The 26,423-nt window shown below is 69.0% G+C and carries 26 protein-coding genes and 1 tRNA gene; 19 read left to right on the top strand and 8 right to left on the bottom strand.

Going from position 1 to position 26,423, the window contains the following annotated elements; all coding sequences use genetic code 11:
• Positions 1–19: 19 nt before the first annotated feature.
• From QM772_RS03060 to QM772_RS03035, 6 genes are all read right to left on the bottom strand, one after another.
• The gene (locus QM772_RS03060) at positions 20–616 is read right to left on the bottom strand and encodes a nucleotidyltransferase family protein (RefSeq protein WP_415139432.1); all 597 of its coding nucleotides are present in this window, start codon (positions 614–616) and stop codon (positions 20–22) included.
• A gap of 22 nt (positions 617–638) precedes the next feature.
• The gene (locus QM772_RS03055) at positions 639–1,037 is read right to left on the bottom strand and encodes a cupin domain-containing protein (protein ID WP_415133990.1); all 399 of its coding nucleotides are present in this window, start codon (positions 1,035–1,037) and stop codon (positions 639–641) included.
• Between the two features lie 69 nt (positions 1,038–1,106).
• Entirely contained in the window at positions 1,107–1,490 is a 384-nt protein-coding gene (locus QM772_RS03050) for a c-type cytochrome (protein WP_415139430.1), read from the bottom strand.
• Between the two features lie 116 nt (positions 1,491–1,606).
• Complete coding sequence (locus QM772_RS03045) at positions 1,607–2,803, bottom strand: aromatic amino acid transaminase (RefSeq protein WP_415133989.1); 1,197 nt, start codon at positions 2,801–2,803, stop codon at positions 1,607–1,609.
• Positions 2,804–2,858: 55 nt separating this feature from the next.
• A complete protein-coding gene (locus tag QM772_RS03040; RefSeq protein ID WP_415133988.1) occupies positions 2,859–4,028 on the bottom strand; it encodes an MFS transporter in 1,170 nt (389 codons plus the stop codon).
• A 112-nt stretch (positions 4,029–4,140) separates the two neighbouring features.
• The gene (locus QM772_RS03035) at positions 4,141–5,190 is read right to left on the bottom strand and encodes a GlxA family transcriptional regulator (RefSeq protein WP_415133987.1); all 1,050 of its coding nucleotides are present in this window, start codon (positions 5,188–5,190) and stop codon (positions 4,141–4,143) included.
• A gap of 100 nt (positions 5,191–5,290) precedes the next feature.
• On the opposite strand from QM772_RS03035, the gene uvrB reads away from it, so the two are divergent.
• Complete coding sequence (uvrB, locus tag QM772_RS03030) at positions 5,291–7,381, top strand: excinuclease ABC subunit UvrB (RefSeq protein WP_415133986.1); 2,091 nt, start codon at positions 5,291–5,293, stop codon at positions 7,379–7,381.
• A gap of 89 nt (positions 7,382–7,470) precedes the next feature.
• On the opposite strand, the gene QM772_RS03025 is transcribed toward uvrB, so the two are convergent.
• A complete protein-coding gene (locus QM772_RS03025) occupies positions 7,471–8,028 on the bottom strand; it encodes a BON domain-containing protein (RefSeq protein ID WP_415133985.1) in 558 nt (185 codons plus the stop codon).
• 236 nt (positions 8,029–8,264) lie between these two features.
• Between QM772_RS03025 and iscR the strand changes: the two genes are divergently transcribed.
• The 18 genes from iscR (at position 8,265) to QM772_RS02935 (ending at position 25,601) form a co-directional block, all read left to right on the top strand.
• The gene (gene iscR, locus QM772_RS03020) at positions 8,265–8,798 is read left to right on the top strand and encodes a Fe-S cluster assembly transcriptional regulator IscR (protein ID WP_415133984.1); all 534 of its coding nucleotides are present in this window, start codon (positions 8,265–8,267) and stop codon (positions 8,796–8,798) included.
• 73 nt (positions 8,799–8,871) lie between these two features.
• Positions 8,872–10,092, top strand: a complete 1,221-nt coding sequence (locus tag QM772_RS03015; RefSeq protein ID WP_415133983.1) for an IscS subfamily cysteine desulfurase — start codon at positions 8,872–8,874, stop codon at positions 10,090–10,092.
• Between the two features lie 71 nt (positions 10,093–10,163).
• The gene (gene iscU, locus QM772_RS03010; protein ID WP_415133982.1) at positions 10,164–10,550 is read left to right on the top strand and encodes a Fe-S cluster assembly scaffold IscU; all 387 of its coding nucleotides are present in this window, start codon (positions 10,164–10,166) and stop codon (positions 10,548–10,550) included.
• 5 nt (positions 10,551–10,555) lie between these two features.
• Complete coding sequence (gene iscA, locus QM772_RS03005; protein WP_415133981.1) at positions 10,556–10,879, top strand: iron-sulfur cluster assembly protein IscA; 324 nt, start codon at positions 10,556–10,558, stop codon at positions 10,877–10,879.
• A gap of 172 nt (positions 10,880–11,051) precedes the next feature.
• On the top strand, positions 11,052–11,246 hold the full coding sequence (locus QM772_RS03000) for a hypothetical protein (protein WP_415133980.1): 195 nt from the start codon (positions 11,052–11,054) through the stop codon (positions 11,244–11,246).
• On the top strand, positions 11,243–11,758 hold the full coding sequence (gene hscB / locus QM772_RS02995; RefSeq protein ID WP_415133979.1) for a Fe-S protein assembly co-chaperone HscB: 516 nt from the start codon (positions 11,243–11,245) through the stop codon (positions 11,756–11,758). Before QM772_RS03000 ends, hscB begins: the two co-directional genes overlap by 4 nt.
• Positions 11,759–11,762: 4 nt before the next feature.
• The gene (gene hscA, locus QM772_RS02990) at positions 11,763–13,622 is read left to right on the top strand and encodes a Fe-S protein assembly chaperone HscA (RefSeq protein ID WP_415133978.1); all 1,860 of its coding nucleotides are present in this window, start codon (positions 11,763–11,765) and stop codon (positions 13,620–13,622) included.
• A 3-nt stretch (positions 13,623–13,625) separates the two neighbouring features.
• Positions 13,626–13,964 carry an ISC system 2Fe-2S type ferredoxin gene (fdx, locus tag QM772_RS02985; protein ID WP_415133977.1) on the top strand — a complete coding sequence of 113 codons (339 nt, stop codon included), beginning with the start codon at positions 13,626–13,628 and terminating at the stop codon, positions 13,962–13,964.
• Between the two features lie 88 nt (positions 13,965–14,052).
• Positions 14,053–14,760 (top strand): DNA polymerase III subunit epsilon, encoded by a 708-nt coding sequence (dnaQ, locus tag QM772_RS02980; protein WP_415133976.1) that lies wholly within the window; start codon positions 14,053–14,055, stop codon positions 14,758–14,760.
• A 28-nt stretch (positions 14,761–14,788) separates the two neighbouring features.
• Positions 14,789–14,863: transfer RNA gene (locus QM772_RS02975), tRNA-Val, on the top strand.
• A 64-nt stretch (positions 14,864–14,927) separates the two neighbouring features.
• On the top strand, positions 14,928–15,527 hold the full coding sequence (locus tag QM772_RS02970; RefSeq protein WP_415133975.1) for an isochorismatase family protein: 600 nt from the start codon (positions 14,928–14,930) through the stop codon (positions 15,525–15,527).
• Between the two features lie 101 nt (positions 15,528–15,628).
• Positions 15,629–16,048 (top strand): polyhydroxyalkanoate granule-associated phasin, encoded by a 420-nt coding sequence (locus QM772_RS02965; RefSeq protein WP_415133974.1) that lies wholly within the window; start codon positions 15,629–15,631, stop codon positions 16,046–16,048.
• Between the two features lie 122 nt (positions 16,049–16,170).
• Positions 16,171–18,099 (top strand): propionate--CoA ligase, encoded by a 1,929-nt coding sequence (locus QM772_RS02960; protein WP_415139428.1) that lies wholly within the window; start codon positions 16,171–16,173, stop codon positions 18,097–18,099.
• Between the two features lie 168 nt (positions 18,100–18,267).
• Positions 18,268–21,141 carry a 2-oxoglutarate dehydrogenase E1 component gene (locus QM772_RS02955; protein WP_415133973.1) on the top strand — a complete coding sequence of 958 codons (2,874 nt, stop codon included), beginning with the start codon at positions 18,268–18,270 and terminating at the stop codon, positions 21,139–21,141.
• Between the two features lie 96 nt (positions 21,142–21,237).
• Positions 21,238–22,509 carry a 2-oxoglutarate dehydrogenase complex dihydrolipoyllysine-residue succinyltransferase gene (gene odhB, locus QM772_RS02950; RefSeq protein ID WP_415133972.1) on the top strand — a complete coding sequence of 424 codons (1,272 nt, stop codon included), beginning with the start codon at positions 21,238–21,240 and terminating at the stop codon, positions 22,507–22,509.
• 73 nt (positions 22,510–22,582) lie between these two features.
• On the top strand, positions 22,583–24,004 hold the full coding sequence (gene lpdA, locus QM772_RS02945; RefSeq protein ID WP_415133971.1) for a dihydrolipoyl dehydrogenase: 1,422 nt from the start codon (positions 22,583–22,585) through the stop codon (positions 24,002–24,004).
• Between the two features lie 68 nt (positions 24,005–24,072).
• Positions 24,073–25,179, top strand: coding sequence for a cell division protein ZapE (gene zapE / locus QM772_RS02940; protein ID WP_415133970.1), 1,107 nt, complete (start codon positions 24,073–24,075; stop codon positions 25,177–25,179).
• The gene (locus tag QM772_RS02935) at positions 25,176–25,601 is read left to right on the top strand and encodes a hypothetical protein (protein ID WP_415133969.1); all 426 of its coding nucleotides are present in this window, start codon (positions 25,176–25,178) and stop codon (positions 25,599–25,601) included. Before zapE ends, QM772_RS02935 begins: the two co-directional genes overlap by 4 nt.
• A 14-nt stretch (positions 25,602–25,615) precedes the next feature.
• On the opposite strand, the gene QM772_RS02930 is transcribed toward QM772_RS02935, so the two are convergent.
• Positions 25,616–26,416 (bottom strand): PP2C family protein-serine/threonine phosphatase, encoded by an 801-nt coding sequence (locus QM772_RS02930; protein WP_415133968.1) that lies wholly within the window; start codon positions 26,414–26,416, stop codon positions 25,616–25,618.
• Positions 26,417–26,423 lie beyond the last annotated feature (7 nt).

Genomic DNA, 26,423 nt, shown 5'->3' with positions numbered 1-26,423 from the left:
CCCGGGAGAGGACCTGGGGTTAGGGCGCGGCCATCCCGTGCACGAGAAGGGCCTCGGCAGCCGGCTGTGCCACCTGGTCCAGCACCCGCAGCCAGGGCCAGCGGCGCTGGTAGTCGCGCGCCTTGGCCGCGTACAGGCGCGCGTCGGGGCTGCGCCGGTTGGGGCGCAGCACGCCTTGCATCAGCCCGTCCAGGCCGTCCGGTGCGTAGAGCGTCAGGCCGCCGGGGCGCGGTTGCAGGCCGACGCAGGTGCCGTCCACCAGGAAGCGGTCGATGCCCTCCGTCGAACTGCGCAGCGGGCTGTAGGGCGCGCCGAAGTACGCCTCGTACCAGGTGTGGACGCGGGCCTGGTTCTTCACCTCCAGCGTCACGCCCAGGTCGGCGCAGGCGGCCTGCACGCGGTGGCCGACGGCGTTCTCGGCTTCGGCGGACAGGTCAGCGGCGTCGAAGTAGAAGAGGTCGTAGTCGCGGATGCCCTCGGCCGGCGGACGGCCGCCGCGCAGGTTCCATACCGTCTGGAACAGGCAGCCGGCCACCAGCCAGGCATCGGGCAGGCCGAGCGCCGGCAGGCGTTGCAGGATGGCGCGGTTGGCCGGGTTGGCCAGCGCTTGGTCGATAACAAGCAAGCTGGATGAATGGCTAGGCGACCACCGGACGGTGCTCCGTGCCGGCGCCAGGGGTCATGAACAGCATGGTGGTGGGCGCTGCGGTTCTCGCCGTGTGCCAGACGTTTCTCGGCACGACGACGTACGAGCCGGGACTGTTCAGTTGTACCGCTTGCTCCTGCCCGGATTCTTCGAGCAGCAGGGTGACGGCGCCCGAGAGCAGCATGACCAGTTCTTCCCCGGCGGGATGACGCTCCCACGTGGCCCACGGTTCGGAGAAGGTGAAGGCCGTCATGAGCCGGCCCTGATTCAGCTGTGGATGTCTGCCCGCCATCACCTCCGCCCAGAACGACGCCGAGACAGGAATCGCATCGACTCGTCCGCTGTCCTGGAAGTGCAGGTAAGTGCTGGAAATGTCTTTGACAGAGCTCATTTCACCTCCTGGCAACGAATGGGCTGGCAGCGTCACACGGGCTCTCAAGTCGCACTTCTCATTTCAAGATCATCGGCTTCTTGAAATCATCCCGCTCATGTATTGATTCACATCGCGCAGGTCCTTGATCCTCCAAGCAAACGGCGGCAGCTTCACGCCATTCTCTTGCAAGGTTCTTGGAATCAAGTCTCCATTGGGGCGGAGTACGACCGACGACACGATAACGCCCGGATAATCATTCAGCCGTTTTTTGAAGGCGAGTGTCGTCAGGTCAGGTGTAGGAGGGTTGCTTTTATTCGCCAGCGGCCCTGTTCCTTTGAGATCTACCCCGTGGCACATGGCGCATCTTTGCGAATAGAGGCTCTTCCCATTGGCCTCATCGGCGAAGGATGGGGGTGTTTGGGCTGTTGCCCATGCTCCTAGCCAGGCCACGAATAGTATTTTTGTTTTCATGCGGCCCTGCTGCATGGGTCAGATCGGAATCGAGGGCAGGCCCTGGCGGTGTCCCCGTTCCCGAATTGCATGGCAATTCGAGGGAGGGGGAAAGCGCGAAGCGAGTCGGGGGCGTGTTACACGACTTTCGCAATGGCCTGGCACACGTAGTCCACGTTCTTGCTGTTCAGCGCCGCCACGCACATGCGGCCGGTGTCGGTGCCGTACACGCCGAACTCGCTGCGCAGGCGCTGCATCTGTTCCTTGCTGAGGCCCGAGTAGCTGAACATGCCCACCTGGGTGGTGATGAAGCCCATGTCCTGCTTCACGCCGGCGGCCGCGAGGCCCTCCACCAGCTTCTGGCGCATGGCCTTGATGCGGGTGCGCATGCCGGCCAGTTCCTCCTCCCACTGCGCGCGCAGTTTGGGATCGCCCAGCACCATGGCCACCACGGCGCCGCCGTGCGTGGGCGGATTGCTGTAGTTGGTGCGGATCATGATCTTGAGCTGGCTCAGCACCTTGTCGGCCTCGTCCTTGCTGGCGCACAGCACCGACAGCGCGCCCACGCGCTCGCCGTACAGGCTGAAGCTCTTGCTGAACGAGGTGGAGACGAAGAAGTCCAGCCCGGCGGCGACGAACTTGCCGACCACGGCGCCGTCCTCGGCGATGCCCTGGGCGAAGCCCTGGTAGGCCATGTCGAGGAAGGGCGTGAGCTTGCGCTCCTTCACCGTGGCGATCACCTGGTCCCACTGCGCGGGCGTGATGTCGTAGCCGGTGGGGTTGTGGCAGCAGGCGTGCAGCACCACGATGGTGCCGGGCGCGGCGGCCTTCAGGTCGGCCAGCATGCCGCCCCAATCCACGCCGCGCTTGGCGGCGTCGTAATAGCGGTAGGTGCCGACCTCGAAGCCGGCCTGTGTGAACAAGGCGCGGTGGTTCTCCCAGCTCGGGTCGCTGATGAGCACCTTGGCGTCCGGCGAGAGCTTCTTCAGGAAGTCGGCGCCGATCTTCAGCCCGCCGGTGCCGCCCAGGCCCTGCACGGTGGCGACGCGGCCGCTCTTGACGGGCTCGCTGCCTTCGCCGAACACCAGCCCCTTGACGGCGGCGTCGTACGCGGCGATGCCGTCGATGGGCAGGTAGCCGCGCGGCTTGGGCGCGTCCATCAGCGCCTTCTCGGCCGCCTGCACGCATTTCAGCAGGGGCAGCTTGCCGTCGTCGTCGAAGTACACGCCGACGCCGAGGTTGACCTTGCGGGGGTTGGTGTCGGCGGCGAATTGCTCGTTCAGCCCCAGGATCGGGTCACGCGGGGCGAGTTCGACGGCGGAGAAAAGGGACATGGCAGGGCCTGCGGTGTTGAGGGGAGAAAGTCCAGTACTGGATAACCCTTGGATTCTATGCCGCCCGCCGCGCCAGCAGCCACGCGCCCGCCGCCAGCAAGGGCAGGCAGGCCAGGTTGACCGCCGCCCAGCCCTGCCAGTGCAGCAGCCCGCCGGCGGCGAGCGCGGCGGCCACGTTGGCCAGGTAGACCAGGCTGGCGTTGAGGCCCTGCGCCCGCGCGCGCTGCGCCGCCGGGTAGGTCTGGGCCGTGAGCAGCGTGGCGCCGTTGAAGATGAAGCTCCAGGCCACGCCGGCCAGGCCCAGCTCGACCATGTACAGACCGAAGCTTTGTGTGGGCCACTGGGCCAGTGCGCAGCCGGCCGCGCCCGCCGCGAGGCCGGCCGCCACCAGCCCGCGCAGGCCCAGCCGCGCCGCCAGCCAGGGGGTGGCGAAGGCCGGCAGGTACATCAGCGCGAAGTGCGCCTGCAACACCCGCGAGGAGTCGCGCAGCGAATGCCCGCCATGGTGCATGGACAGCGGCGCCGCGTTCATCACCAGCGTCATCACGGCGAAGCCGATGGCGCACAGCGCGGTGGCGGCGTAGAAGTCCGCGCCCAGCGCGGCGCGGCCGCCCGCGCTGTCCGTGGGCAGGGGAGCCGCCGCGTCCTGCCGCCCCAGCCCGGTGGACAGGAAGAGCTGCGACACCGCCAGCGCCACGCACACCAGCGCGAGCGCGGCGAACGCGCCGGCATAGGGCACGCCGGGCCACCACGCGCCGCTGGCGCTGCCCAGCCAGGGGCCGGCGATGCCGCCGGCCACGCCCGCGCCCATCACCAGCGATACGGCGCGGGTGCGCTCGGTGGCGTCGCGGGTGGCGTCGATGGCGGCGAAGCGGTAGTACTGGCCGAAGGCGCTGAACACGCCCAGCAGGAAGGCGCCCGCCACCAGCAGGGCGAAGCTGTGCGCCCACAGCGCCGCGCAGCCCAGGGCGCCGCCGGCGATGCCGGCCAGCGCCTTGAGCAGGAAGCCGCTGCGCCGGCCCAGCCGGCCCATCAGCGTGGAGGCCGGGTACACCATGGCCAGCGCGCCCAGCACGGTGGCCGTCACCGGCAGGGTGCTGAACGCGGGCGAGGGCGCCAGGTGCTCGCCCGACAGGCTGGAGACGGCGGTGAGCAGCGAGACGACGGTGCTGGTGAGCGCCTGGCCGATGGCCAGCACGGCGAGATCCTGGGCAGGGGTTTTCATGACGGAGGTGCCTGGGCGAGTGGGTTTTAGGAAAAAAGTGGCTCCAGCGCCCGCCCATCAAGCGCGAGCAGCTATGAAAAATGTAGTTTTCGATGCCGAGGCGCGGCGCGCCCTAGCCGTCGCCGAAGCGCTCGCTGAAGGCGCGCGGGCTGATCGCCAGGTGGCGCTGGAAGCTGCGGCGCAGCGTGTCCGGGTGGCCGAAGCCGCACAGGCGCGCCACCGTCGCCACCGAGGCCTGGCGCTGCCCCAGCAGGGCCGAGGCGGCTTCCAGCCGCACCTGCTCGACGTAGCGGCCCGGCGTGGTGCCCAGCTCCTGCCGGAAGGCGCGCGCCAGCGTGCGCGGCGGCAGGCAGGCCTGCTCGGCCAGCCGGTCCACCGTCAGCGGGGCGCCGATCTGGCCCGGGATCCACTCCAGCAGCCGCGCCAGCCGCGGCGCGTGCACCGGCCCGGGCGCCAGCAGCGGGCTGAACTGCGCCTGCCCGCCGGGGCGGCGCATGAACATCACCAGCTGCCGCGCCACCGCCAGCGCCAGCGGCCGGCCGCAGTCGGCCTCCACCAGGGCCAGCGCCAGGTCGATGCCGGCGGTGACGCCGGCCGAGGTGAAGCGGCGCGAGCGCACCGGGTGCGCGGCGTCGAAGGTGTGCAGGCGGTCGGTCTCCACGCTGGCGCGCGGGGCGCACTGGCGCAGCTGCTCGGCGCGCGACCAGTGCGTGGTGGCCAGCACGCCGTCCAGCAGCCCGGCCTGCCCCAGCGCCAGGGCGCCCGAGCACACCGAGCCCACCCGGCCCGCGCGGGGCGCCAGCCGCCGCAGCTGGGCCAGCAGCTCGCCGCCCTGCAGCGCGGCGTCGATGCCGTCACCGCCGGGCACCAGCAGCGTGCAGCGGGCGCCGCCCTTCACGTCGCGCCAGGCGCGGGTGGCCACCAGGCCGATGCCGGCCGAGGTGGCGACCACGCCCGCCTCCGGCCCGGCCAGCTCCAGCTGGTAGCGCGGCGCCAGCCCGTGGCTGCGGCGCAGGTCGTTGGCGGTGGCGAACACCTGCAAGGGGCCGGTGACGTCCAGGCTCATCACCTGCGGGAAGGCCAGGCAGACGACCCGGTGCGGCGCGCCCCGGGCGGCCAGGGGCGGGCGGGCAGGGCGGGTGGAGCGGGGCTGGCGCGGCATGCCGGCGACTATGGCAGCGCGCGGCGCTGGCAGCAACGACATTCGTCGCGCGTTTTCTGCCACCGCGCCGCGCTCGGCGCGGCGGGAGGACAATGCCGGCATGCGCGTGCAAGAAGTCTCCATCGCCCCCCCGCAGGCGGGCGGCCAGTTCGTCAGCTTCCCCGATTCCCCGTTCCAGCTCTACCAGCCCTACCCGCCGGCGGGCGACCAGCCGGCGGCCATCGAGGCGCTGGTGGAGGGCGTGCAGGACGGCGAGGCGTTCCAGACCCTGCTGGGCGTGACCGGCTCGGGCAAGACCTTCACCATGGCCAACGTCATCGCCCGGCTGGGGCGGCCGGCCATCGTGTTCGCGCCCAACAAGACGCTGGCGGCGCAGCTCTACAGCGAGTTCCGCGAGTTCTTCCCGAAGAACGCGGTGGAGTACTTCGTCAGCTACTACGACTACTACCAGCCCGAGGCCTACGTGCCGCAGCGCGACCTGTTCATCGAGAAGGACTCGGCCATCAACGAGCACATCGAGCAGATGCGCCTGTCGGCCACCAAGAGCGTGCTGGAGCGGCGCGACGTGGTGATCGTGGGCACGGTGAGCGCCATCTACGGCATCGGCGCGCCGGACGACTACTTGCAGATGCGGCTGATCCTGAAGGTGGGCGGCAAGCTGGGCCAGCGCGACGGCATCGCGCAGTTGGTGCGCATGCAGTACCAGCGCAACGACACCGACTTCGCGCGCGGCGCCTTCCGTGTGCGCGGCGACACCATCGACGTGTTCCCGGCCGAGCACAGCGAGCTGGCGGTGCGCATCGAGCTGTTCGACGACGAGATCGAGGCGCTGTCGCTGTTCGACCCGCTCACCGGCCGCGTGCAGCAGAAGGTGCCGCGCTTCGTGGTCTACCCCAGCAGCCACTACGTCACCCCGCGCGAGAAGACGCTGGCGGCCGTGGAGACCATCAAGCTGGAGCTGGCCGAGCGGCTGAAATACTTCGTCGGCGAGGGCAAGCTGGTCGAGGCGCAGCGGCTGGAGCAGCGCACCCGGTTCGATTTGGAGATGCTGACCGAGCTGGGCCACTGCAAGGGCATCGAGAACTACACGCGGCACCTCTCCGGCGCGCAGCCGGGCGACCCGCCCGCCACGCTGACCGACTACCTGCCGCGCGACGCGCTGATGTTCCTGGACGAGAGCCACCAGATGATCGGCCAGCTCAACGCCATGTACAACGGCGACCGCGCGCGCAAGTCCACGCTGGTGGAATACGGCTTCCGCCTGCCTTCGGCCATGGACAACCGGCCGCTGAAGTTCGCCGAGTTCGAGCGCCGCATGCGGCAGGTGGTCTTCGTCAGCGCCACGCCGGCCGACTACGAGAAGACGCATGCCGGCCAGGTGGTGGAGCAGGTGGTGCGCCCCACCGGCCTGGTGGACCCGCAGGTGGAAGTGCGCCCCGCCACCCACCAGGTGGACGACGTGTTGCAGGAGATCCGCCTGCGCGTGGAGCAGCGCGAGCGCGTGCTGATCACCACGCTGACCAAGCGCATGGCCGAGCAGCTCACCGAATACCTGTCGGACAACGGCGTGAAGGTGCGCTACCTGCACAGCGATGTCGATACGGTGGAGCGGGTGGAGATCATCCGCGACCTGCGGCTGGGGCAGTTCGACGTGCTGGTGGGCATCAACCTGCTGCGCGAGGGGCTGGACATCCCCGAGGTGTCGCTGGTGGCCATCCTGGATGCCGACAAGGAAGGCTTCCTGCGCGCCGAGCGCAGCCTGATCCAGACCATCGGCCGCGCCGCGCGCAACGTCAACGGCAAGGCCATCCTGTACGCCGACCGCATCACCGACTCGATGAAGCGCGCCATCGGCGAGACCGAGCGCCGGCGCGCCAGGCAGATCGCCTACAACGCCGAGCACGGCATCACGCCGCGCGGCATCGTGAAGGAAGTGCGCGATCTGATCGATGGGGTGTACAGCGAAAAGAGCGGCAAGGACGCCGAGCGCCGCAGCGTTGTTGCCGGGCCGGTGGAAGAGTTGGTGCTGTCCGAGAAGGACCTGGCCAAGGAAATCAAGCGGCTGGAGAAGCAGATGCAGGGCCACGCCCGCAATCTGGAGTTCGAGCAGGCCGCGCGGGTGCGCGACCAGCTGGCGCTGCTGAAGTCGCGCGTGTTCGGCGCGGCGGGCGAGGGCAGCGCGGCGGCATAGCGCGCTTTTCGAAGAAGACAGCAGCGACAACCTCCCTCATCCCCGCGCGGGCGGGGATGACGGGATCGGTCAGAAAGCACTCCAGCGCGTCAGCCGCTCACGGCCAGGTTGTTCTGGACCGACTTCACGCCCTTCACGTTCCTGGCGATGGTCTCCGCGCGCGCCTTGGCGGCGGCCGAGGGCGCGGGGCCGCTCAGCGACACCACGCCGTCCTGGGTGTCCACGGTGATGCGCAGCGCGCTCAGGTCCGGGTCTTTCGCCAGGCCGGCCGACACCGAGGCGCTGATCGCCACGTCGTCGATGGCGTCGCCGGCCCTGGACAGCGCGGCGCCGGCCTCGGCCTTCAGCTCGCTGGCACCTTGCTTGATGTCGGCGCCAGCGTTGGCTGCGGCGACCTTCGCGTCGGCGGCGGCGGACTGGGCCGACTGCCTGATGTCGCGGCCCATCTCGGTCGTGGCCTGCCGGGCTTCGCGGGCCGCCTCGGCGGCGCGGGCCTGGGCGTCGCGCGCGGCCTGCTCGGTGCGGGCGACGGCGTTGTCCGCCTCGGCTCTGGCGGCTTCCTGGTCGGCCTTGTTGCAGGCGGCCAGACCGGCGGCCAGTGCGGCGGCGGCGGCGAGCACGGCCAGGCGGGAAGTGGGTCGTTGCATGTCAATCGCTCCTTTGTAGATGCAAAGCTCATTGTTCCGTCGCACCGCCGCGCACGATGTCGGTGCGCGTGGCGGCCTCGTGTAGGACAAAGCGGGCTCGGGCAAAGCCCCACGCGGCACTCGGATTTGCGGTATACTTGATCAAATCACTCGGAATTGAGCCGCGAAATCCCGGGGTAAACCCTTGGGGCCGCGATCCGAGTCCGCAGTGCAACCCAGCGAGCAGGAGAATCCACATGCGCCTCACCACCAAGGGACGGTTCGCGGTCACCGCCATGATCGACCTCGCGCTGCGCCAGGACAGCGGCCCGGTCACGCTGGCGGCCATCAGCCAGCGGCAGAACATCTCGCTGTCGTACCTGGAGCAGCTGTTCGGCAAGCTGCGCCGCAACGAACTGGTCGAGTCCACCCGCGGGCCGGGCGGCGGCTATTCGCTCGGGCGCAAGGCGGGCGAGATCACCGTGGCGGACATCATCGTCTCGGTGGACGAGCCGCTGGACGCCACCCACTGCGGCGGCAAGGAAAACTGCCAGAGCGACGGCACCCGCTGCATGACGCACGACCTGTGGACCACGCTGAACGCCCGCATGCTCGAATTCCTGGAGTCCGTCACCCTGCAGAAGCTGGTGGACGAGCAGCACGCCAGGGGCGTCGAGATCGAGGACAAGCCCGCCGCCAAGCGCGCCATCTCGGCCCAGCCGGTGGTCAAGCCGATCCGCGTGAACGCGCCCAACTCGGTGTTCGCGCTGGGCGGCGTGGCGAGCAAATGATTGCTACTGAATAAATAGCTGCCGGCGCTTGCCCCGCCTGCGAAAACCCACGAAAAAGCTTGAAGAAAACGCCATGAGCCAGACGCCGCACTTCCCCATCTACATGGACTACGGCGCCACCACGCCGGTCGATCCGCGCGTGGTGGACGCCATGATCCCCTGGCTGCGCGAGCACTTCGGCAACCCGGCCAGCCGCAGCCACGCCTGGGGCTGGGAGGCCGAGGCCGCGGTCGAGAAGGCGCGCGGGCAAGTGGCCGACCTGATCGGCGCCGACCCGCGCGAGATCGTCTGGACTTCGGGGGCCACCGAGTCCACCAACCTGGCCCTCAAGGGCGCGGCGCACTTCTACAAAGGCAAGGGCAAGCACCTCATCACGCTCAAGACCGAGCACAAGGCCACGCTCGACACCATGCGCGAGCTGGAGCGCCAGGGCTTCGAGGTGACCTACCTCGACGTGCAGGAAGACGGCCTGCTCGACCTGGAGAAGTTCAAGGCCACCCTCCGCCCCGACACCATCCTGGCCAGCATCCTGTTTGTCAACAACGAGATCGGCGTCATCCAGGACATTCCCGCCATTGGCGCCATCTGCCGCGAGAAGGGCGTGCTGCTGCACGTGGATGCCGCCCAGGCCACGGGCCGCGTCGAGATCGACATGAGCGCGCTGCCCATCGACCTCATGAGCCTGACCGCGCACAAGACCTACGGCCCGAAGGGCATCGGCGCCCTGTACGTGCGCCGCAAGCCGCGCGTGCGGCTGGAGGCGCAGATGCACGGCGGCGGCCACGAGCGCGGCATGCGCAGCGGCACGCTGCCCACGCACCAGATCGTCGGCATGGGCGAGGCGTACCGCATTGCCCGGGAACAGATGGCCGACGACAACGCCCACGCCGCGCGGCTGCAAAAGCGCCTGCTCGACGGCCTGAAGGACGTGGAGCAGGTGTTCATCAACGGCAGCATGGCGCGCCGCGTGCCGCAGAACCTGAACATGAGCTTCAACTTCGTCGAAGGCGAGTCGCTCATCATGGGCATCAAGGGGCTGGCGGTGTCGTCCGGCTCGGCCTGCACCTCGGCCAGCCTGGAGCCCAGCTACGTGCTGCGCGCCCTGGGCCGCAGCGACGAGCTGGCGCACAGCAGCCTGCGCATGACCATCGGCCGCTTCACGACGGAGGAGGAGATCGACTACGCCATCCAGGCCATCCGCGAGAACGTGGCCAAGCTGCGCGAACTCTCCCCGCTGTGGGAGATGCACCAGGAAGGCATCGACCTGTCCACCATCCAGTGGGCGGCGCACTGAAGTTTTGAATGAAATCGGGCTCCAGCGCTTTATGGACAAGCGCTGGCAGCTATCAAAGAAGGAGCAACATCATGGCCTATTCTGAAAAAGTCATCGACCACTACGAGAACCCGCGCAACGTCGGCAGCTTCGACAAGGGCGACGAATCGGTCGGCACCGGCATGGTCGGCGCGCCGGCCTGCGGCGACGTGATGAAGCTGCAGATCAAGGTCAACCCCAGCACGGGCGTGATCGAGGACGCGCGCTTCAAGACCTACGGCTGCGGCTCGGCCATCGCCTCCAGCTCGCTCGTGACCGAATGGGTCAAGGGCAAGACGCTGGATCAGGCCGCCGAGCTGAAGAACAGCCAGATCGCCGAGGAGCTGGCGCTGCCGCCGGTCAAGATCCACTGCTCGATCCTGGCCGAGGACGCCATCAAGGCGGCCGTGGCCGATTACAAGAACAAGCACGCCGCCTGAGAGAGATGTCCGTCTCGCTGACCGAAGCCGCCGCGCGGCACGTCACCAAATACCTCGCCCGGCGCGGCAAGGGCGTGGGCGTGCGCCTGGGCGTCAAGACCACCGGCTGCTCGGGCCTGGCCTACAAGCTGGAATACGTGGACGAGGTCGCGCCCGAGGACGCGCTGTTCGAGCAGCACGGCGTCAAGCTGATGGTCGACCCCAAGAGCCTGGCCTACATCGACGGCACCGAGCTGGACTACGTGCGCGAGGGGCTGAACGAGGGCTTCCGCTTCAACAACCCGAACGAGCGCGACCGCTGCGGCTGCGGCGAATCGTTCCGGGTCTAGAGAGGCTGAGAGTCTCTTGTCCATGCCCGCCTTGCACGCCAAAACACCCCGGCTCGTCGTTGCAAATGCTCGCCATAGCTCAGGCTATGTCTGCGCTTTGCGCCTAGATCCGGGGCGTTTTGACGCGCCTTTCGGGCACGGCCAAAAAACTCTCAGCCTCTGACCGCTGGCCATGGCGACGGCGACCGTGATCGTCACGATAGACAACGAGCGCGAGGTCGCCGCCGTCAACGCCTGGTTCCGCCGCTGGGGCCCGCGCATCCGCTGCTCGGACAACGACGGCTGCGGCTGCTGCGTCGACATCTGGCGCGTCGAGGCGCCGCCCGAGGCCCTGAGCGAACTGCCGCGCGAAATGGTGTCTTCATGAACCTGCAATCCACCGACTTCGAGCTGTTCGACGTGCCCGCGCGCTTCGCGCAGGACTCGGGCGCCGTCGACGCGCGCTGGAAGGCGCTGCAACGCGAGGCGCACCCCGACCGCTTCGCCGCGCAGGGGCCGGCCGCGCAGCGCGTGGCCATGCAGTGGTCGGCGCGCATCAATGAGGCGCACCGCCGCCTGAAAGACCCGATGCGGCGCGCTGCCTACCTGTGCGAGCTGCACGGCGCGCCCATCGACGCCGAGCGCAACACCGCCATGCCGCCCGAGTTCCTGATGCAGCAGATGGAACTGCGCGAGGCGCTGGACGAGGCCGATGACGCCGCGTCGATGGAGAAGATCGACCAGCAGTCGGCGTCGCTGCGGCGCGAGCTGCTCTCGAAAATTGAGCGTCAGATCGACGCCGAGGCCGACTGGCCAGCCGCTGCCCAGTCGGTGCGCGCGCTGATGTTCCTGGACCGCCTGGCGGATGAAATCGACCGCAAGCGCTCAACAATTTCCTAAGCCCATGGCCCTGCTGCAAATCTCCGAACCCGGCCAGTCGCCCGACCCGCACCAGCGGCGCATCGCCGTCGGCATCGACCTGGGCACCACGCATTCGCTGGTGGCCGCCGTGCGCCACGGCGTGGCCGAGTGCCTGCCAGACGCCGACGGCCGTGTGCTGCTGCCCTCCGTCGTGCGCTACCTCGCCGGCGGCGGGCGCCGCATCGGCCACGACGCGCTGGCCCAGGCCGCCGAGGATGCCGAGAACACCATCGCATCCGCCAAGCGCCTGATGGGCCGCGGCATCGCCGACATCGCCGGCCGCGACAAGCTGCCCTACCAGCTGATCGACCAGCCCGGCATGGTGGCCGTGCAGACGGTGCAGGGTGCCAAGTCGCCGGTCGAGGTCAGCGCGGAGATCCTGGCCACGCTGCGCCAGCGTGCCGAGGACACGATGGGGGACGACCTGTACGGCGCCGTCATCACCGTGCCCGCCTACTTCGACGACGCGCAGCGCCAGGCCACCAAGGACGCCGCGCAGCTCGCCGGCCTGAACGTGCTGCGCCTCATCAACGAGCCCACGGCCGCCGCCATCGCCTACGGGCTGGACAACGCGGCCGAGGGCGTCTACGCCGTGTTCGACTTAGGGGGAGGCACCTTCGACATCTCCGTCCTGCGGCTGACGCAGGGCGTGTTCGAGGTCATCGCCACCGGCGGCGACTCGGCCCTGGGCGGCGACGACTACGACCGCGCGCTGGCCGACTGGGTGCTGGCGCAGACCGGCTGGCAGGCCGTCCGCGCCGCCGACAAGGCCGCGCTGCACGCTGCCGCCCGCGCCGCCAAGGAGGCGCTGAGCGCTACCGAAATTGTAGCTTTCAGCGCTCGTCTGGCGGGCGCTACAGCCCGATTTGATCTGAAGAAATCTGACTTCGAGTCCGCCACCGCGGACCTCACCGTGCGCTGCACGGACGCCGTGCGCCGCGTGCTGCGCGACGCGAAGCTGTCGCCGGCTGAAGTCCAGGGCGTGGTGCTGGTCGGCGGCTCTACCCGCATGCCCGTCATCCGCCGCGCGGTGGCCGGGCTGTTCGGCCGCGAGCCGCTCACCAACCTCAACCCCGACGAGGTGGTGGCCCTGGGCGCCGCCGTGCAGGCCAACCAGCTCGCCGGCAACGATGCGGCGGGCGACCTGCTGCTGCTGGACGTGATCCCGCTCTCGCTGGGGCTGGAAACCATGGGCGGCCTGGTCGAGCGCATCGTGCCGCGCAACCAGACCATTCCGGTGGCGATGGCGCAGGATTTCACCACCTACAAGGACGGCCAGACCGCGCTGGCGCTGCACGTGGTGCAGGGCGAGCGCGACCTGGTGCGGGACTGCCGCAGCCTGGCGCGCTTCGAGCTGCGCGGCATCCCGCCGATGGCGGCGGGGGCGGCGCGCATCCGCGTCACCTTCACCGTCGATGCCGACGGGCTGCTCAGCGTCAGCGCGCGCGAGCAGACCAGCGGCGTGGAGGCGCGCATCGACGTCAAGCCCAGCTACGGCCTGTCCGACGAGCAGATCGCCCGCATGCTGCAAGAGTCCTTCACCACCGCCGAGGCGGACGTGAAGGCGCGCGCGCTGGCCGAGGCGCGCGTCGATGCCGACCGCATGCTGCTCGCCACCCGGAGCGCGCTGGACGCCGACGGCGCGCTGCTGAGCGCCGTCGAACGCGCCGGGATCGACGCGCTGATGCTCGGCTTGCGCGCCATCGCCGCCAACAGCGAAGACGCCGCCGCCATCGAGGCGGCCACCAAAGCGCTGGCCGACGGCACCGAAGCCTTCGCCGCCGCGCGCATGAACGCCAGCATCCAGAAAGCCTTGGCCGGCAAGCGCGTCGAGTCCCTGTAGAACATGCCCACGATAAAAATCCTGCCCCACCCCGAATACGCCCCCGAAGGCGCCGAAATCCAGGCCAACGTCGGCGACTCGATCTGCGAGGCGCTGCTCGAGCACGACATCGGGATCGAGCACGCCTGCGAGATGAGCTGCGCCTGCACCACCTGCCACGTCATCGTGCGCCAGGGCGGCGGCTCGCTGAACCCGCCCGAGGAGGAGGAGGAAGACCTGCTCGACCGCGCCTGGGGCCTGGAGCCGCAGTCGCGCCTGTCGTGCCAGGCCATCGTCGCCAAGGAAGACCTGACGGTGGAGATTCCGCGCTACTCCATCAACCACGCGAAGGAGAATCACTGATGAACGTTCGCCCCCACGCGCCGCACTGCGTGTCTGCGCTGCCCCCCGAGGGGGCGCATGCCCTCCTTGGGGCGGCCCGGCGGAGGGCATGATGCGCCAGATCGTCCTCGACACCGAAACCACCGGCCTGTCGGCCGAAAGCGGCGACCGCATCATCGAGCTGGGCTGCGTGGAGCTGGTCGGCCGCAAGCTGACCGGCAACAACCTGCACTTCTACTTCAACCCCGGGCGCGACAGCCACGAGGACGCGCTGAAGGTGCACGGCATCAGCAACGAGTTCCTGCGCGACAAGCCCAAGTTCGCCGAGCTGGCCGACGAGATCCTGCGCTACCTCGAAGGCGCCGAACTCATCATCCACAACGCCGCGTTCGACGTCGGCTTCCTGAACAAGGAACTGGAGCTGCTCGGCAAGCCGCCCCTGCGCAGCTTCGTCGCCGAGATCACCGACACGCTGGCCATGGCCAAGCAGCTCTACCCCGGCAAGCGCAACAGCCTCGACGCGCTGTGCGACCGCCTGGGCGTGGACAACTCCGGCCGCACGCTGCACGGCGCGCTGCTCGACGCCGAGCTGCTGGCCGACGTGTACATCAACCTCACGCGCGGGCAGGAGGCGCTGCTGATCGACCTGGGCGACGTCGGCCCCGCCGGCGCGGTGAGCGAACGCGTGGACCTGAGCACGTTCGCGCTGCCCGTGCTCGCCGCCAACGCGCAGGAGCTGGCCGCGCACGAGGAAGTGCTGGCCCAGCTCGACAAGGCCGCCGGCGTCCAGGCGGTGTGGCGGCGCGCTGAGCTATAATTCCATCTTTCGCCAGTTTGGCGGAGACGGGTGATTAGCTCAGCGGTAGAGCACTGCCTTCACACGGCAGGGGTCGCAGGTTCAAACCCTGCATCACCCACCAGAATGTTTCAGCACAAAGGCCGCCCGCAGCGGCCTTTGTGCTTTCTGGCCCAGGAGATTCCCCGATGCTGCTCGACGCCGACGACTCCCAACTGGTGCTGGTCGACTACCAGGCCCGCCTGATGCCCGCCATCCACGACGCGCCTGCCGTGCTGGCCAACGCGCGCCGGCTGGCGCAGATGGCGCGCCTGCTGGGTGTGCCGGTGTGGGCGTCGGAGCAGAACCCCGCGCGCCTGGGCGGCACCGAACCGGAGTTGGCGCTGCTGTGCGACCGCATCGTGCACAAGATGGCCTTCAGTGCCACCGAGGCGCTGCAAGCCGTGCTGGCGCCACCCGCGCAGGCTCCGCGCGGCAACGCGCGCAGCCTGCCGCGCCACCTGCAAAAAGCCCAGCCCGCCGAGCCCGAGCGCGGCACCCTGGTGCTGGCCGGCTGCGAGGCCCACGTCTGCCTGCTACAGACCGCGCTGGAGCTGCTGGAGCAGGAATGGGACGTGTGCGTGGTGACCGACGCCTGCGGCTCGCGCACCGATCGCAGCCGCGACGCCGCCTTCGACCGCCTGGCCGGCGCCGGCTGCGAGCTGGTGACGACCGAGATGGTGGGCTTCGAATGGCTGCGCGGTTGCGAGCATCCGCGCTTCAAGGACTGGCTGGCGCTGATCAGGTGAGGCTGCGGCCTCGCAGCCGGCTTTGACCAGGCTTATGAATGAAATCGGCCTCCAGCGCTTGCTGGTCAAGCGCGAGCAGCTATCGAAAGCGTAGTGACCCCATGAAGTCCACCAAACCCTATCGCCTCTCTCGCCGCTCCGGCCAACTGGCCAGCGCAGTGCCGCAGGTGGTTGCCCTGCGCATCGGCCGCATGCTGGCGGCCGGCCCGGTGCCGAACGCGCGCGACCAGCGGGAGTTCTACCGCATGGGCGCCGAGAAGGTGGAGGCGTTCTGGGAATCGTGGCTGGCCATGGCGTCGCAGGGCGTGCTGGCGCAGCAGCGTTTCGCGCTGTGGTGGTTCCAGACCTGGTGGCGGGTGGCGCTGGGCGGCTGGATGAACCCGCCGACCGTGGGCCACCTGTCGGCGCACGCCGGCCGGCATCTGATGGATTCCGCGCTGGACGTGGCCTTGCGCGGCATGGCCCCGGTGCACCGCCGGGCCGTGGACAACGCCCGGCGCCTGAGCCGCCCGGCGCGCTGACGGCGCGGGCGCCGGCGTCAGCTTCGAGCAAGTGCCCGGCCGCCAGAATAAGGGCTGCGCCATCCGAATGCCGTCGCGGTGATCGCGCTCTTGACATCGGTCAAGGCGCGCGCCCGAAGGCCATCCACAGGGACCGAGGAGACACCATGACCCGCTACGCCGATTTCTACCGCCGCTCCATCGACGACCGCGATGCCTTCTGGGCCGAGCAGGCCCGCCTGATCGACTGGCAGACGCCGCCGCAGACCGTCTGCGACTACAGCAATCCGCCGTTCGCCAAATGGTTCGCCGGCGGCACCACCAACCTGTGCCACAACGCCGTCGATCGGCACCTGAAGGACCGCGCCGAGCAGCCGGCGCTGATCTTCGTCTCCACCGAGACCGGGCAGGAAAAGACCTACACCTTCCGCGAGCTGCACGCCGAGGTGCAGCGCATGGCCGCCGCGCTGAGAAGCCTGGGGGTGGGCAAGGGCGACCGCGTGCTGATCTACATGCCCATGATCGCCGAGGCCGCCTTCGCCATGCTGGCCTGCGCGCGCATCGGGGCGCTGCACTGCGTGGTGTTCGGCGGCTTTGCCTCCGGCTCGCTCGCCACCCGCATCGACGATGCCGAACCCACCGTCATCGTCAGCGCCGACGCCGGTTCGCGCGGCGGCAAGGCCGTGCCCTACAAGCACCTGCTGGACGAGGCGATCAACCTGGCCCAGCACAAGCCGCGGGCCGTGCTGCTGGTGGACCGCGGCCTGGCGCCGATGCAGCTGACCGAAGGCCGCGACCACCTGTGGGCGCCGCTGCGCGAGCAGCACCTGGATACCCAGGTGCCCTGCGAGTGGGTGGACGCCACGCACCCCAGCTACACCCTCTACACCAGCGGCACCACCGGCAAGCCCAAGGGCGTGCAGCGCGACACCGGCGGCTACGCGGTGGCGCTGGCGGCGTCGATGAAATACATCTTCGACGGCCGCCCGGGCGAGACCTATTTCTCCACCAGCGACATCGGCTGGGTGGTGGGCCACAGCTACATCGTCTACGGCCCGCTGATCGCCGGCATGGCCACCCTCATGTACGAGGGCACACCCATCCGGCCCGACGGCGGCATCTGGTGGCAGCTGGTCGAGAAGTACCAGGTCACCGTCATGTTCAGCGCGCCCACCGCCATCCGCGTGCTGAAGAAGCAGGACCCGGCCTACCTGGGCAAATACGACCTTTCCAGCCTGCGCGCCCTGTTCCTGGCCGGCGAGCCGCTGGACGAGCCCACGGCCCAGTGGATCAGCGAGGGCCTCAAGGGCAAGCCCATCATCGACAACTACTGGCAGACCGAGACCGGCTGGCCGATCCTCACCGTCTGCAACGGCGTCGAGCCGCAGCCCTCGCGCTTCGGCTCGCCCGGCAAGGCCGTGTACGGCTACGACGTGAAGCTGCTCGACGACCAGACCGGCGCCGAGCTGACCGGCGCCCACCAGAAGGGCGTGGTCGCCATCGAAGGCCCGCTGCCGCCCGGCTGCATGCAGACCGTGTGGCGCGACGACAAGCGCTTTGTCAACACCTACTGGTCCAGCGTGCCGAACAAGCTGGTCTACAGCACCTTCGACTGGGGCATCCGCGACGCCGACGGCTACTACTTCATCCTCGGCCGCACCGACGACGTGATCAACGTCGCCGGCCATCGCCTGGGCACGCGCGAGATCGAGGAGTCCATCGCCGGCCACCCGGCCATCGCCGAGGTGGCCGTGGTCGGCGTGGCCGACCAGCTCAAGGGCCAGGTCGCCATGGCCTTCGCCGTGCTCAGGGACGCCAGCGTCCTGGGCGACGAGAACGCGCTGCTCAAGCTGGAGGGCGAGGTGATGAAGACCGTCGATGCCTCGCTCGGCGCGGTGGCGCGGCCGGCGCGCGTGCGCTTCGTCAACGTACTGCCCAAGACCCGCTCCGGCAAGCTGCTGCGCCGCGCCGTGCAGGCGGTGTGCGAGGGGCGCGACCCCGGCGACCTGACCACCATGGAAGACCCGGCCGCGCTCCAGCAGATCAAGGACATGGTCGAAGGCCGGGCCTGAGGACTTCCTCTGCCCGGCGGCCTCGCGCCGTTCGGTGGCAGAATCACCCCTTTGCGAAGTACCCGGCCCTTCCCAGCCAGTCGCGTCCGCCCTACGGTTCAGCCGTGACGCGGAAGGTGTATTTACCAACTTGAGCGCCCTGCAGGGGTGCGAAAGGCCAGCGCAGCAATGAGCGAGACAAAGTCCGTTTACCAGACCTACCAGGGCAACACCTACCTCTTCGGCGGCAACGCGCCGTACGTCGAGGAGATGTACGAGAACTACCTGGCCAACCCCGGCAGCGTGCCCGATTCCTGGCGCGAGTATTTCGACGCGCTGCAGCACGTGCCCGCCGCCGACGGCAGCAACACGCGCGACGTGCCGCACATGCCGGTCATCAACGCCTTCGCCGAGCGCGCCAAGCAGGGCGGCACGCGGGTGGTCGATGCCTCCGGGGCCGACTCCGACCTGGGCCGCAAGCGCACCGCCGTCCAGCAACTGATCGCCGCGTACCGCAACGTCGGCGCCCGCTGGGCCGACCTGGACCCGCTCAAGCGCGCCGAGCGCCCGTCCATCCCCGAGCTGGAGCCGTCCTTCTACGGCTTCGCCGACGCCGACATGGAGACGGTGTTCGACACCAGCAACACCTTCTTCGGCAAGGACAACATGCCGCTGCGCGAACTGCTGAACGCGCTGCGCGAGACCTACTGCGGCACCATCGGCGCCGAGTACATGTACATCACCGACCAGACGCAGAAGCGCTGGTGGCAGCAGAAGCTGGAGAGCGCGCGCACCAACCCGCAGCTCAACGCCGAGGAAAAGACGCACGTGCTGGAGCGCCTGACCGCGGCCGAGGGCCTGGAGCGCTTCCTGCACACCAAGTACGTCGGCCAGAAGCGCTTCTCGCTGGAAGGCGGCGAGAGCTTCATCGTCTCGATGGACGAGCTGATCAACGAGGCCGGCAAGGCCGGCGTGCAGGAGATCGTGATCGGCATGGCCCACCGCGGCCGCCTGAACGTGCTGGTCAACACGCTGGGCAAGATGCCCGGCATGCTGTTCGCGGAGTTCGACCACACCGCCCCCGAGGAACTGACGGCCGGCGACGTGAAGTACCACCAGGGCTTCAGCTCCGACGTGTCCACGGCCGGCGGCCCGGTGCACCTGACGCTGGCCTTCAACCCCTCGCACCTGGAGATCGTCAACCCCGTGGTGGAAGGCAGCGTGCGCGCCCGCCTGGACCGCCGCGGCGACGCCGAAGGCGACTCGGTGCTGCCCGTGCTGGTGCACGGAGACGCCGCCTTCGCCGGCCAGGGCGTGGTGATGGAGACGCTGGCGCTGGCCCAGACGCGCGGCTACTACACCGGCGGCACGGTGCACCTCGTCATCAACAACCAGATCGGTTTCACCACCAGCGACCCGCGCGATTCGCGCTCCACGCTGTACTGCACCGACATCGTCAAGATGATCGAGGCGCCCGTGCTGCACGTGAACGGCGACGATCCCGAGGCCGTGGTGCTGTGCACCCAGCTCGCGCTGGAATATCGCCAGGAGTTCAACCAGGACGTGGTGGTCGATATCGTGTGCTTCCGCAAACTCGGCCACAACGAGCAGGACACGCCGATGCTGACGCAGCCGCTGATGTACACCAAGATCGGCCAGCACCCCGGCACCCGCAAGCTGTACGGCGACAAGCTGGTGACGCAAGGCGTGCTGCCGCCCGAGGGGCCGGACCAGATGGTCGCCGCCTACCGCGCCGCCATGGACGCCGGCAAGCACACCGTGGACCCGGTGCTGACCAACTTCAAGAGCAAGTACGCCGTCGACTGGTCGCCCTTCCTGCACCACAAGTGGACCGACGCCGCCGAGACCGCCATCCCGCTGGCCGAGTGGAAGCGCCTGGCCGAGCGCATCACCACCGTGCCCGAGGGCTTCGCCGTCCACACGCTGGTCAAGAAGGTGCTGGAGGACCGCGCCGCCATGGGCCGCGGCGAGGTCAACGTCGACTGGGGCATGGGCGAGCACATGGCCTTCGCCACGCTGGTGGCCAGCGGCTACCCGGTGCGCCTGTCGGGCGAGGACTGCGGGCGCGGCACCTTCGTGCACCGCCACGCCGTGCTGCACAACCAGAAGCGCGAGAAGTGGGACGAGGGCACCTACATCCCGCTGCAGCACGTCAATGACAATCAGGCGCCGTTCGTCGTCATCGACTCCATTCTGTCCGAGGAGGCCGTGCTGGGCTTCGAATACGGCTATGCGTCGAACGACCCCAACACGCTGGTGATCTGGGAGGCGCAGTTCGGCGACTTCGCCAACGGCGCGCAGGTGCTCATCGACCAGTTCATCGCCTCCGGCGAGGTCAAGTGGGGCCGCGTCAACGGCATCACGCTGATGCTGCCGCACGGCTACGAAGGGCAGGGCCCCGAGCACTCGTCGGCGCGCCTGGAGCGCTTCATGCAGCTGGCCGCCGACACCAACATGCAGGTCGTGCAGCCCACCACCGCCAGCCAGATCTTCCACGTGCTGCGCCGCCAGATGGTGCGCCCGCTGCGCAAGCCGCTGGTCATCATGACGCCCAAGAGCCTGCTGCGCAACAAGGACGCCACCTCGCCGCTGTCCGAGTTCACCAAGGGCGGCTTCCAGCCTGTCATCGGCGACAAGGGCGAGCTGAAGGCCGACAAGGTCAAGCGCGTGATCGCCTGCTCCGGCAAGGTGTATTACGACCTGGTCAAGAAGCGCGCCGAGAGAGGAGCCGACGACGTCGCCATCATCCGCGTCGAGCAGCTCTATCCGTTCGCGCACAAGGCCTTCGCCGCCGAGATCAAGAAGTACCCCAACGCCACCGACATCGTCTGGTGCCAGGACGAGCCGCAGAACCAGGGCGCCTGGTTCTTCGTGCAGCACCTCGTGCACGAGAACATGCTGCCCGGCCAGAAGCTCGGCTACGCCGGCCGCGCCGCCTCGGCCTCGCCGGCCGTCGGCTATGCGCACCTGCACCAGGAGCAGCAGAAGGGGCTGATCGACGCCGCCTTCGGTCGCATCAAGGGCTTCGTGCTTCAGAAATAAGTTGAGCGTTGGGCGCCGGGCGTTTCGCGCTCGGCGCCCAGGTGCTCCAACGTCCCGCGCTAAACGCTCAACTCCCAACGCTGAACGGAAAAGAACATGGCTATCGTTGAAGTCAAAGTCCCGCAACTGTCCGAGTCCGTGGCCGAGGCCACGCTGCTGCAGTGGAAGAAAAAGGCCGGCGAGGCCGTCAAGGCCGACGAGATCCTGATCGAGGTCGAGACCGACAAGGTGGTGCTGGAAGTGCCCGCGCCCGCCGCCGGCGTGCTGGCCGAGATCGTCGAGGCCGACGGCGCCACCGTGGTGGCCGACCAGCTGCTGGCCCGCATCGACACCGCCGCCGTGGCCGGCGCCGCCTCCGCGCCGGCTGCCGCACCGGCGGCAACGCCCGCACCCGCACCCGCAGCCGCCGCACCGGCGGGCGGCGACAAATCCGGCATCGCCATGCCGGCCGCCGCCAAGCTGATGGCGGACAACAACCTGTCCGGCGTCGCGGGCACCGGCAAGGACGGCCGCGTGACCAAGGGCGACGTGCTCGGTGCTATTCAATCAGGAGCTGCCGGCGCAGGCCAGGCGGGCGCTGCGGGCCAAAAACCCGCTCAAATCCCGACCGGCGCGCCGACCGGCAGCCTGCCCCAGGTCGCCAGCCCCGCCGCGCCCAATCTGGGCAACCGCCCCGAGCAGCGCGTGCCCATGACGCGCCTGCGCGCCCGCGTGGCCGAGCGCCTGCTGCAGTCGCAGGCCACCAACGCCATCCTCACCACGTTCAACGAAGTGAACATGCAGCCGGTGATGGATATGCGCAAGCGCTTCCAGGAGAAGTTCGAGAAGGAGCACGGCGTCAAGATCGGCTTCATGAGCTTCTTCGTCAAGGCGGCGGTGCACGCGCTCAAGAAGTACCCGGTGCTCAACGCCAGCGTGGACGGCAACGACATCGTCTACCACGGCTACTTCGACGTCGGCATCGCCGTCGGTTCGCCGCGCGGGCTGGTGGTGCCGATCCTGCGCAACGCCGACCAGATGAGCTTCGCCGACATCGAGAAGAAGATCGCCGAGTTCGGCGCCAAGGCGCGCGACGGCAAGCTGGGTATCGAGGAGATGACCGGCGGTACCTTCTCGATCAGCAACGGCGGCGTGTTCGGCTCCATGATGTCCACGCCCATCATCAACCCGCCGCAGTCGGCCATCCTGGGCGTGCACGCCACCAAGGATCGCGCCGTGGTCGAGAACGGGCAGGTCGTCGTCCGCCCGATGAACTACCTCGCCATGAGCTACGACCACCGCATCATCGACGGCCGCGAGGCCGTGCTGGGCCTGGTGGCGATGAAGGAGGCGCTGGAGGATCCGGCGCGCCTGCTGTTCGATATCTGAACGGATGGAAACACGGCCCTCACGGGCCGTGTCCTTGTGTGTAGCGGGCCTGACCCGGAACTGAAGAATTCACATGGCTAACAAACAATTCGACGTCATCGTCATCGGCGCCGGCCCCGGCGGCTACATCGCGGCGATCCGGGCCGCCCAGCTGGGCATGAACGTGGCCTGCATCGACGAGTGGAAGAGCGCCCAGGGCGGCCCCGCGCCGGGCGGCACCTGCACCAACGTGGGCTGCATCCCGTCGAAGGCGCTGCTGCAAAGCTCCGAGCACTTCGAGCACGCCAACAAGCACTTCGCCGAGCACGGCATCACCGCCAAGGACGTGAAGATCGACGTCGCCACCATGATCGGCCGCAAGGACGCCGTGGTGAAGCAGAACAACGACGGCATCCTGTACCTGTTCAAGAAGAACAAGGTCACCTTCTTCCACGGCCGCGGGTCGTTCGTGAAGGCGGTCGATGGCGGCTACGAGATCAAGGCGGGCGACGAGACGCTGGTGGGCCGGCAGGTCGTCGTCGCCACCGGCTCCAACGCCCGCGCGCTGCCCGGCGTGCCGTTCGACGAGGAGAACGTCCTTTCCAACGACGGCGCGCTGCGCATCGGCGCCGTGCCGAAGAAGCTGGGCCTGATCGGCTCCGGCGTGATCGGCCTGGAGATGGGCAGCGTGTGGCGCCGCCTGGGCGCCGAGGTGACGGTGCTCGAAGGGCTGCCGACCTTCCTGGGCGCCGTCGACGAGCAGATCGCCAAGGAAGCCAAAAAGGCCTTCGACAAGCAGGGCCTGAAGATCGAGCTGGGCGTGAAGGTCGGCGAGATCAAGTCCGGCAAGAAGGGCGTGAGCGTGGCCTACACCAACGCCAAGGGCGAGGCCCAGGCGCTGGAGGTGGACAAGCTCATCGTCTCCATCGGCCGCGTGCCCAACACCACCGGCCTGAACGCCGAGGCCGTGGGCCTGAAGCTGGACGAGCGCGGCGCCATCGTGGTCGATGACGACTGCCGCACCAGCCTGAAGGGCGTGTGGGCCGTGGGCGACGTGGTGCGCGGCCCCATGCTGGCGCACAAGGCCGAGGAGGAGGGCGTGGCCGTGGCCGAGCGCATCGCCGGCCAGCACGGGCACGTGGACTTCAACCTCGTGCCCTGGGTCATCTACACCAGCCCCGAGATCGCCTGGGTCGGCAGGACCGAGCAGCAGCTGAAGGAGCAGGGCGTCAAGTACAAGGCCGGCACCTTTCCCTTTCTCGCCAACGGCCGCGCGCGCGCGCTGGGCGACACCACCGGCATGGTCAAGTTCCTGGCCGACGCGGCCACGGACGAAATCCTGGGCGTGCACATCGTCGGCCCCATGGCCAGCGAGCTCATCGCCGAGGCGTGTGTCGCCATGGCCTTCCGCGCCAGCAGCGAGGACATCGCGCGCATCTGCCACGCGCACCCGTCCTTGAGCGAATCCACCAAGGAAGCGGCGCTGGCGGTGGACAAGCGCACGCTCAACTTTTGAGTTGCAAAACGGCCGCCAGCGCTTATCCAGAAAGCGCGGGCAGCTATTGATTGAATAGCGGAGATGGCTTGACCCCGACCAGCGTGCGCGCCACCTACGAGGCTGAGCTGAAGGCGCGCGGCTTCCACAGCGACCCGGCCCAGCTGCGCGCCGTCGAGGCGCTGCAGCGCTGTGCCGACGACTGGGCGGCCTACAAGGACAAGCGCTCCAACACGCTCAAGAAGCTGTTCAATCGCCCTGACGTTCCGAAGGGCGTGTACATGCACGGCGGCGTCGGCCGCGGCAAGAGCTTCCTGATGGATTGCTTCTTCGATGCCGTGCCGATCCGCCGCAAGACGCGGCTGCACTTCCACGAGTTCATGCGCGAGGTGCACCGCGAACTCAACGGCCTGAAGGGCACCGCCAATCCGCTGGACGAGCTGGGCCGGCGCATCGCCGCGCGCTACAAGCTGATCTGCTTCGACGAGTTCCACGTCGCCGACATCACCGACGCCATGATCCTGCACCGCCTGCTGGCGGCGCTGTTCGACAACGGCGTGGGCTTCGTCACCACCAGCAACTTCAGGCCCGACGACCTGTACCCCAACGGCCTGCACCGCGACCGCATCCTGCCCGCCATCGCGCTGCTGAACGAGCGCATGGAGGTGCTCAGCGTGGACAACGGCACCGACTACCGCCAGCGCGCGCTGGAGCAGGTGCAGCTCTACCATGCGCCCCTGGGGCCCGAGGCCGACGCCGCCATGGCCGCCGCCTTCGAGAGTCTGGCCACCGGCCGCGACGAAGACCCGGTGCTGCATATCGAGGCGCGCGAGATCCGCGCCCGCCGCCGCGCCGGCGGCACCGTGTGGTTCGACTTCAAGGAGCTGTGCGGCGGCCCGCGCTCGCAGAACGACTACCTGGAGATCGCCAGCCAGTTCCAGGCCGTGCTGCTGTCCGGCGTGCCGCAGATGTTCGTGCGCCACGCCTCCGAGGCGCGCCGCTTCACCTGGCTGGTGGACGTGCTGTACGACCGGCGCTGCAAGTTCATCCTCTCGGCGGCGGTGCCGCCCGAGCAGCTCTACACCGAGGGGCCGCTGGCGCACGAGTTCCCGCGCACCATCTCGCGCCTGAACGAGATGCAGTCGGCCGAATACCTGGCCCTGGAGCGTCGCACCGTCGATACCCACCTGACATGACCCGCGCCACACCGCTTTTGCTGCTCGCCGCCTTGCTGGCCGCGTGCTCTTCCACGCCGCCCGCCGGCGAGCGCGACGCCGCCGAGGCGGCCGACCGCGCCGCCGCCCAGGCGCTGGCCGCCACCGCCCCGCCGGACGGCGCGCCGCTGGCGCCCTGGCTGTCGGCCGAGCGCGCGCGCATCGAGGCCGCGCGCGGCGCGGCGCGGCAGCGGTTCGACGAGGCCGAGAAAACCTGCTGGCAGCGCTTCGCCGTCAACGCCTGCCTGCGCGAGGCGCGCCAGCAGCGGCGCGCCGTGCTGGACCGGCTGCGCCAGGAAGACCTGGCGCTGAACGAGGTCGAGCGCCAGCGCCTGACCGAGACGCGCCTGCGCCAGCTTCGGCAGAAGCAGGAAGACGCGGCGCGCAAAGGCGCCGCGCCGTAGCGGGATTCCCGCGCTCAGCGCAGGGGGGCGAAGGCCGAGCCGACGACCGGCTTGTCCGGCATCAAGGGCTCCACCTTGACGATGGCCAGCCCCAGGTTGTCGCCGCCGCCCATCGCACGCGTGCGCGCCTTCTCCACCAGGAACTGGCTGGCCTCGCGGGGCGGCAGCGATTGCAGCACCGAGCCGAGTTCGTCCACCGTGAAGTAGTGCCACAGCCCGTCGGTGCAGGCCAGCAGCGAGTCGCCGATCTGCAGTTGCGGGATGTAGTGCGCCTCCAGCTTGGGCTCCTCCTCGGTGCCCAGGCAGCCCAGCAGCACGTTGGACTTGGGGTGCACGGCGGCTTCGTCCTCGGTCATCTCGCCCTGGTCGACCAGCGCCTGCACGTAGGACTGGTCCTTGGTGCGCCGCACCAGCGTGGCGCCGCGGAAGTGGTACAGCCGTGAGTCACCCGAGTGCACCCAGTGGCATTCGCCGCCGGGGTTGATGAGGAAGGCCGCCATCGTGCTGTGCGGCTCCTGCTCGGCGGCGATGGCGGTCAGCTTGATGACCAGGTGCGCCTCCTGGCCGATCTGGCGCAGCAGCGCGCCGGCGTCTTCCTGGTCGGGCGCGTAGCGCTCGAACAGCTGGCGCGAGGTCAGCAGCACCTGGTCCGAGGCCTTGCGCCCGCCCGTGCGGCCGCCCATGCCGTCGGCCACCACGCCCATCACGCAGCCATTGACGCGCGGGTGCGCGAACAGGCCCACCTGGTCCTGCTGGTACTCCCGGTCTCCCTTGTGCAAGCCGGTGGCGGCGTTCAGTCGATAACCCTTGTCCATTTTTCTC

The organism is Ottowia sp., from assembly GCF_047601385.1.
Classification (GTDB): domain Bacteria; phylum Pseudomonadota; class Gammaproteobacteria; order Burkholderiales; family Burkholderiaceae_C; genus Ottowia.
Note: the sequence above shows the minus strand (reverse complement) of the source record. Positions and strands in the feature narration are given on the sequence as shown.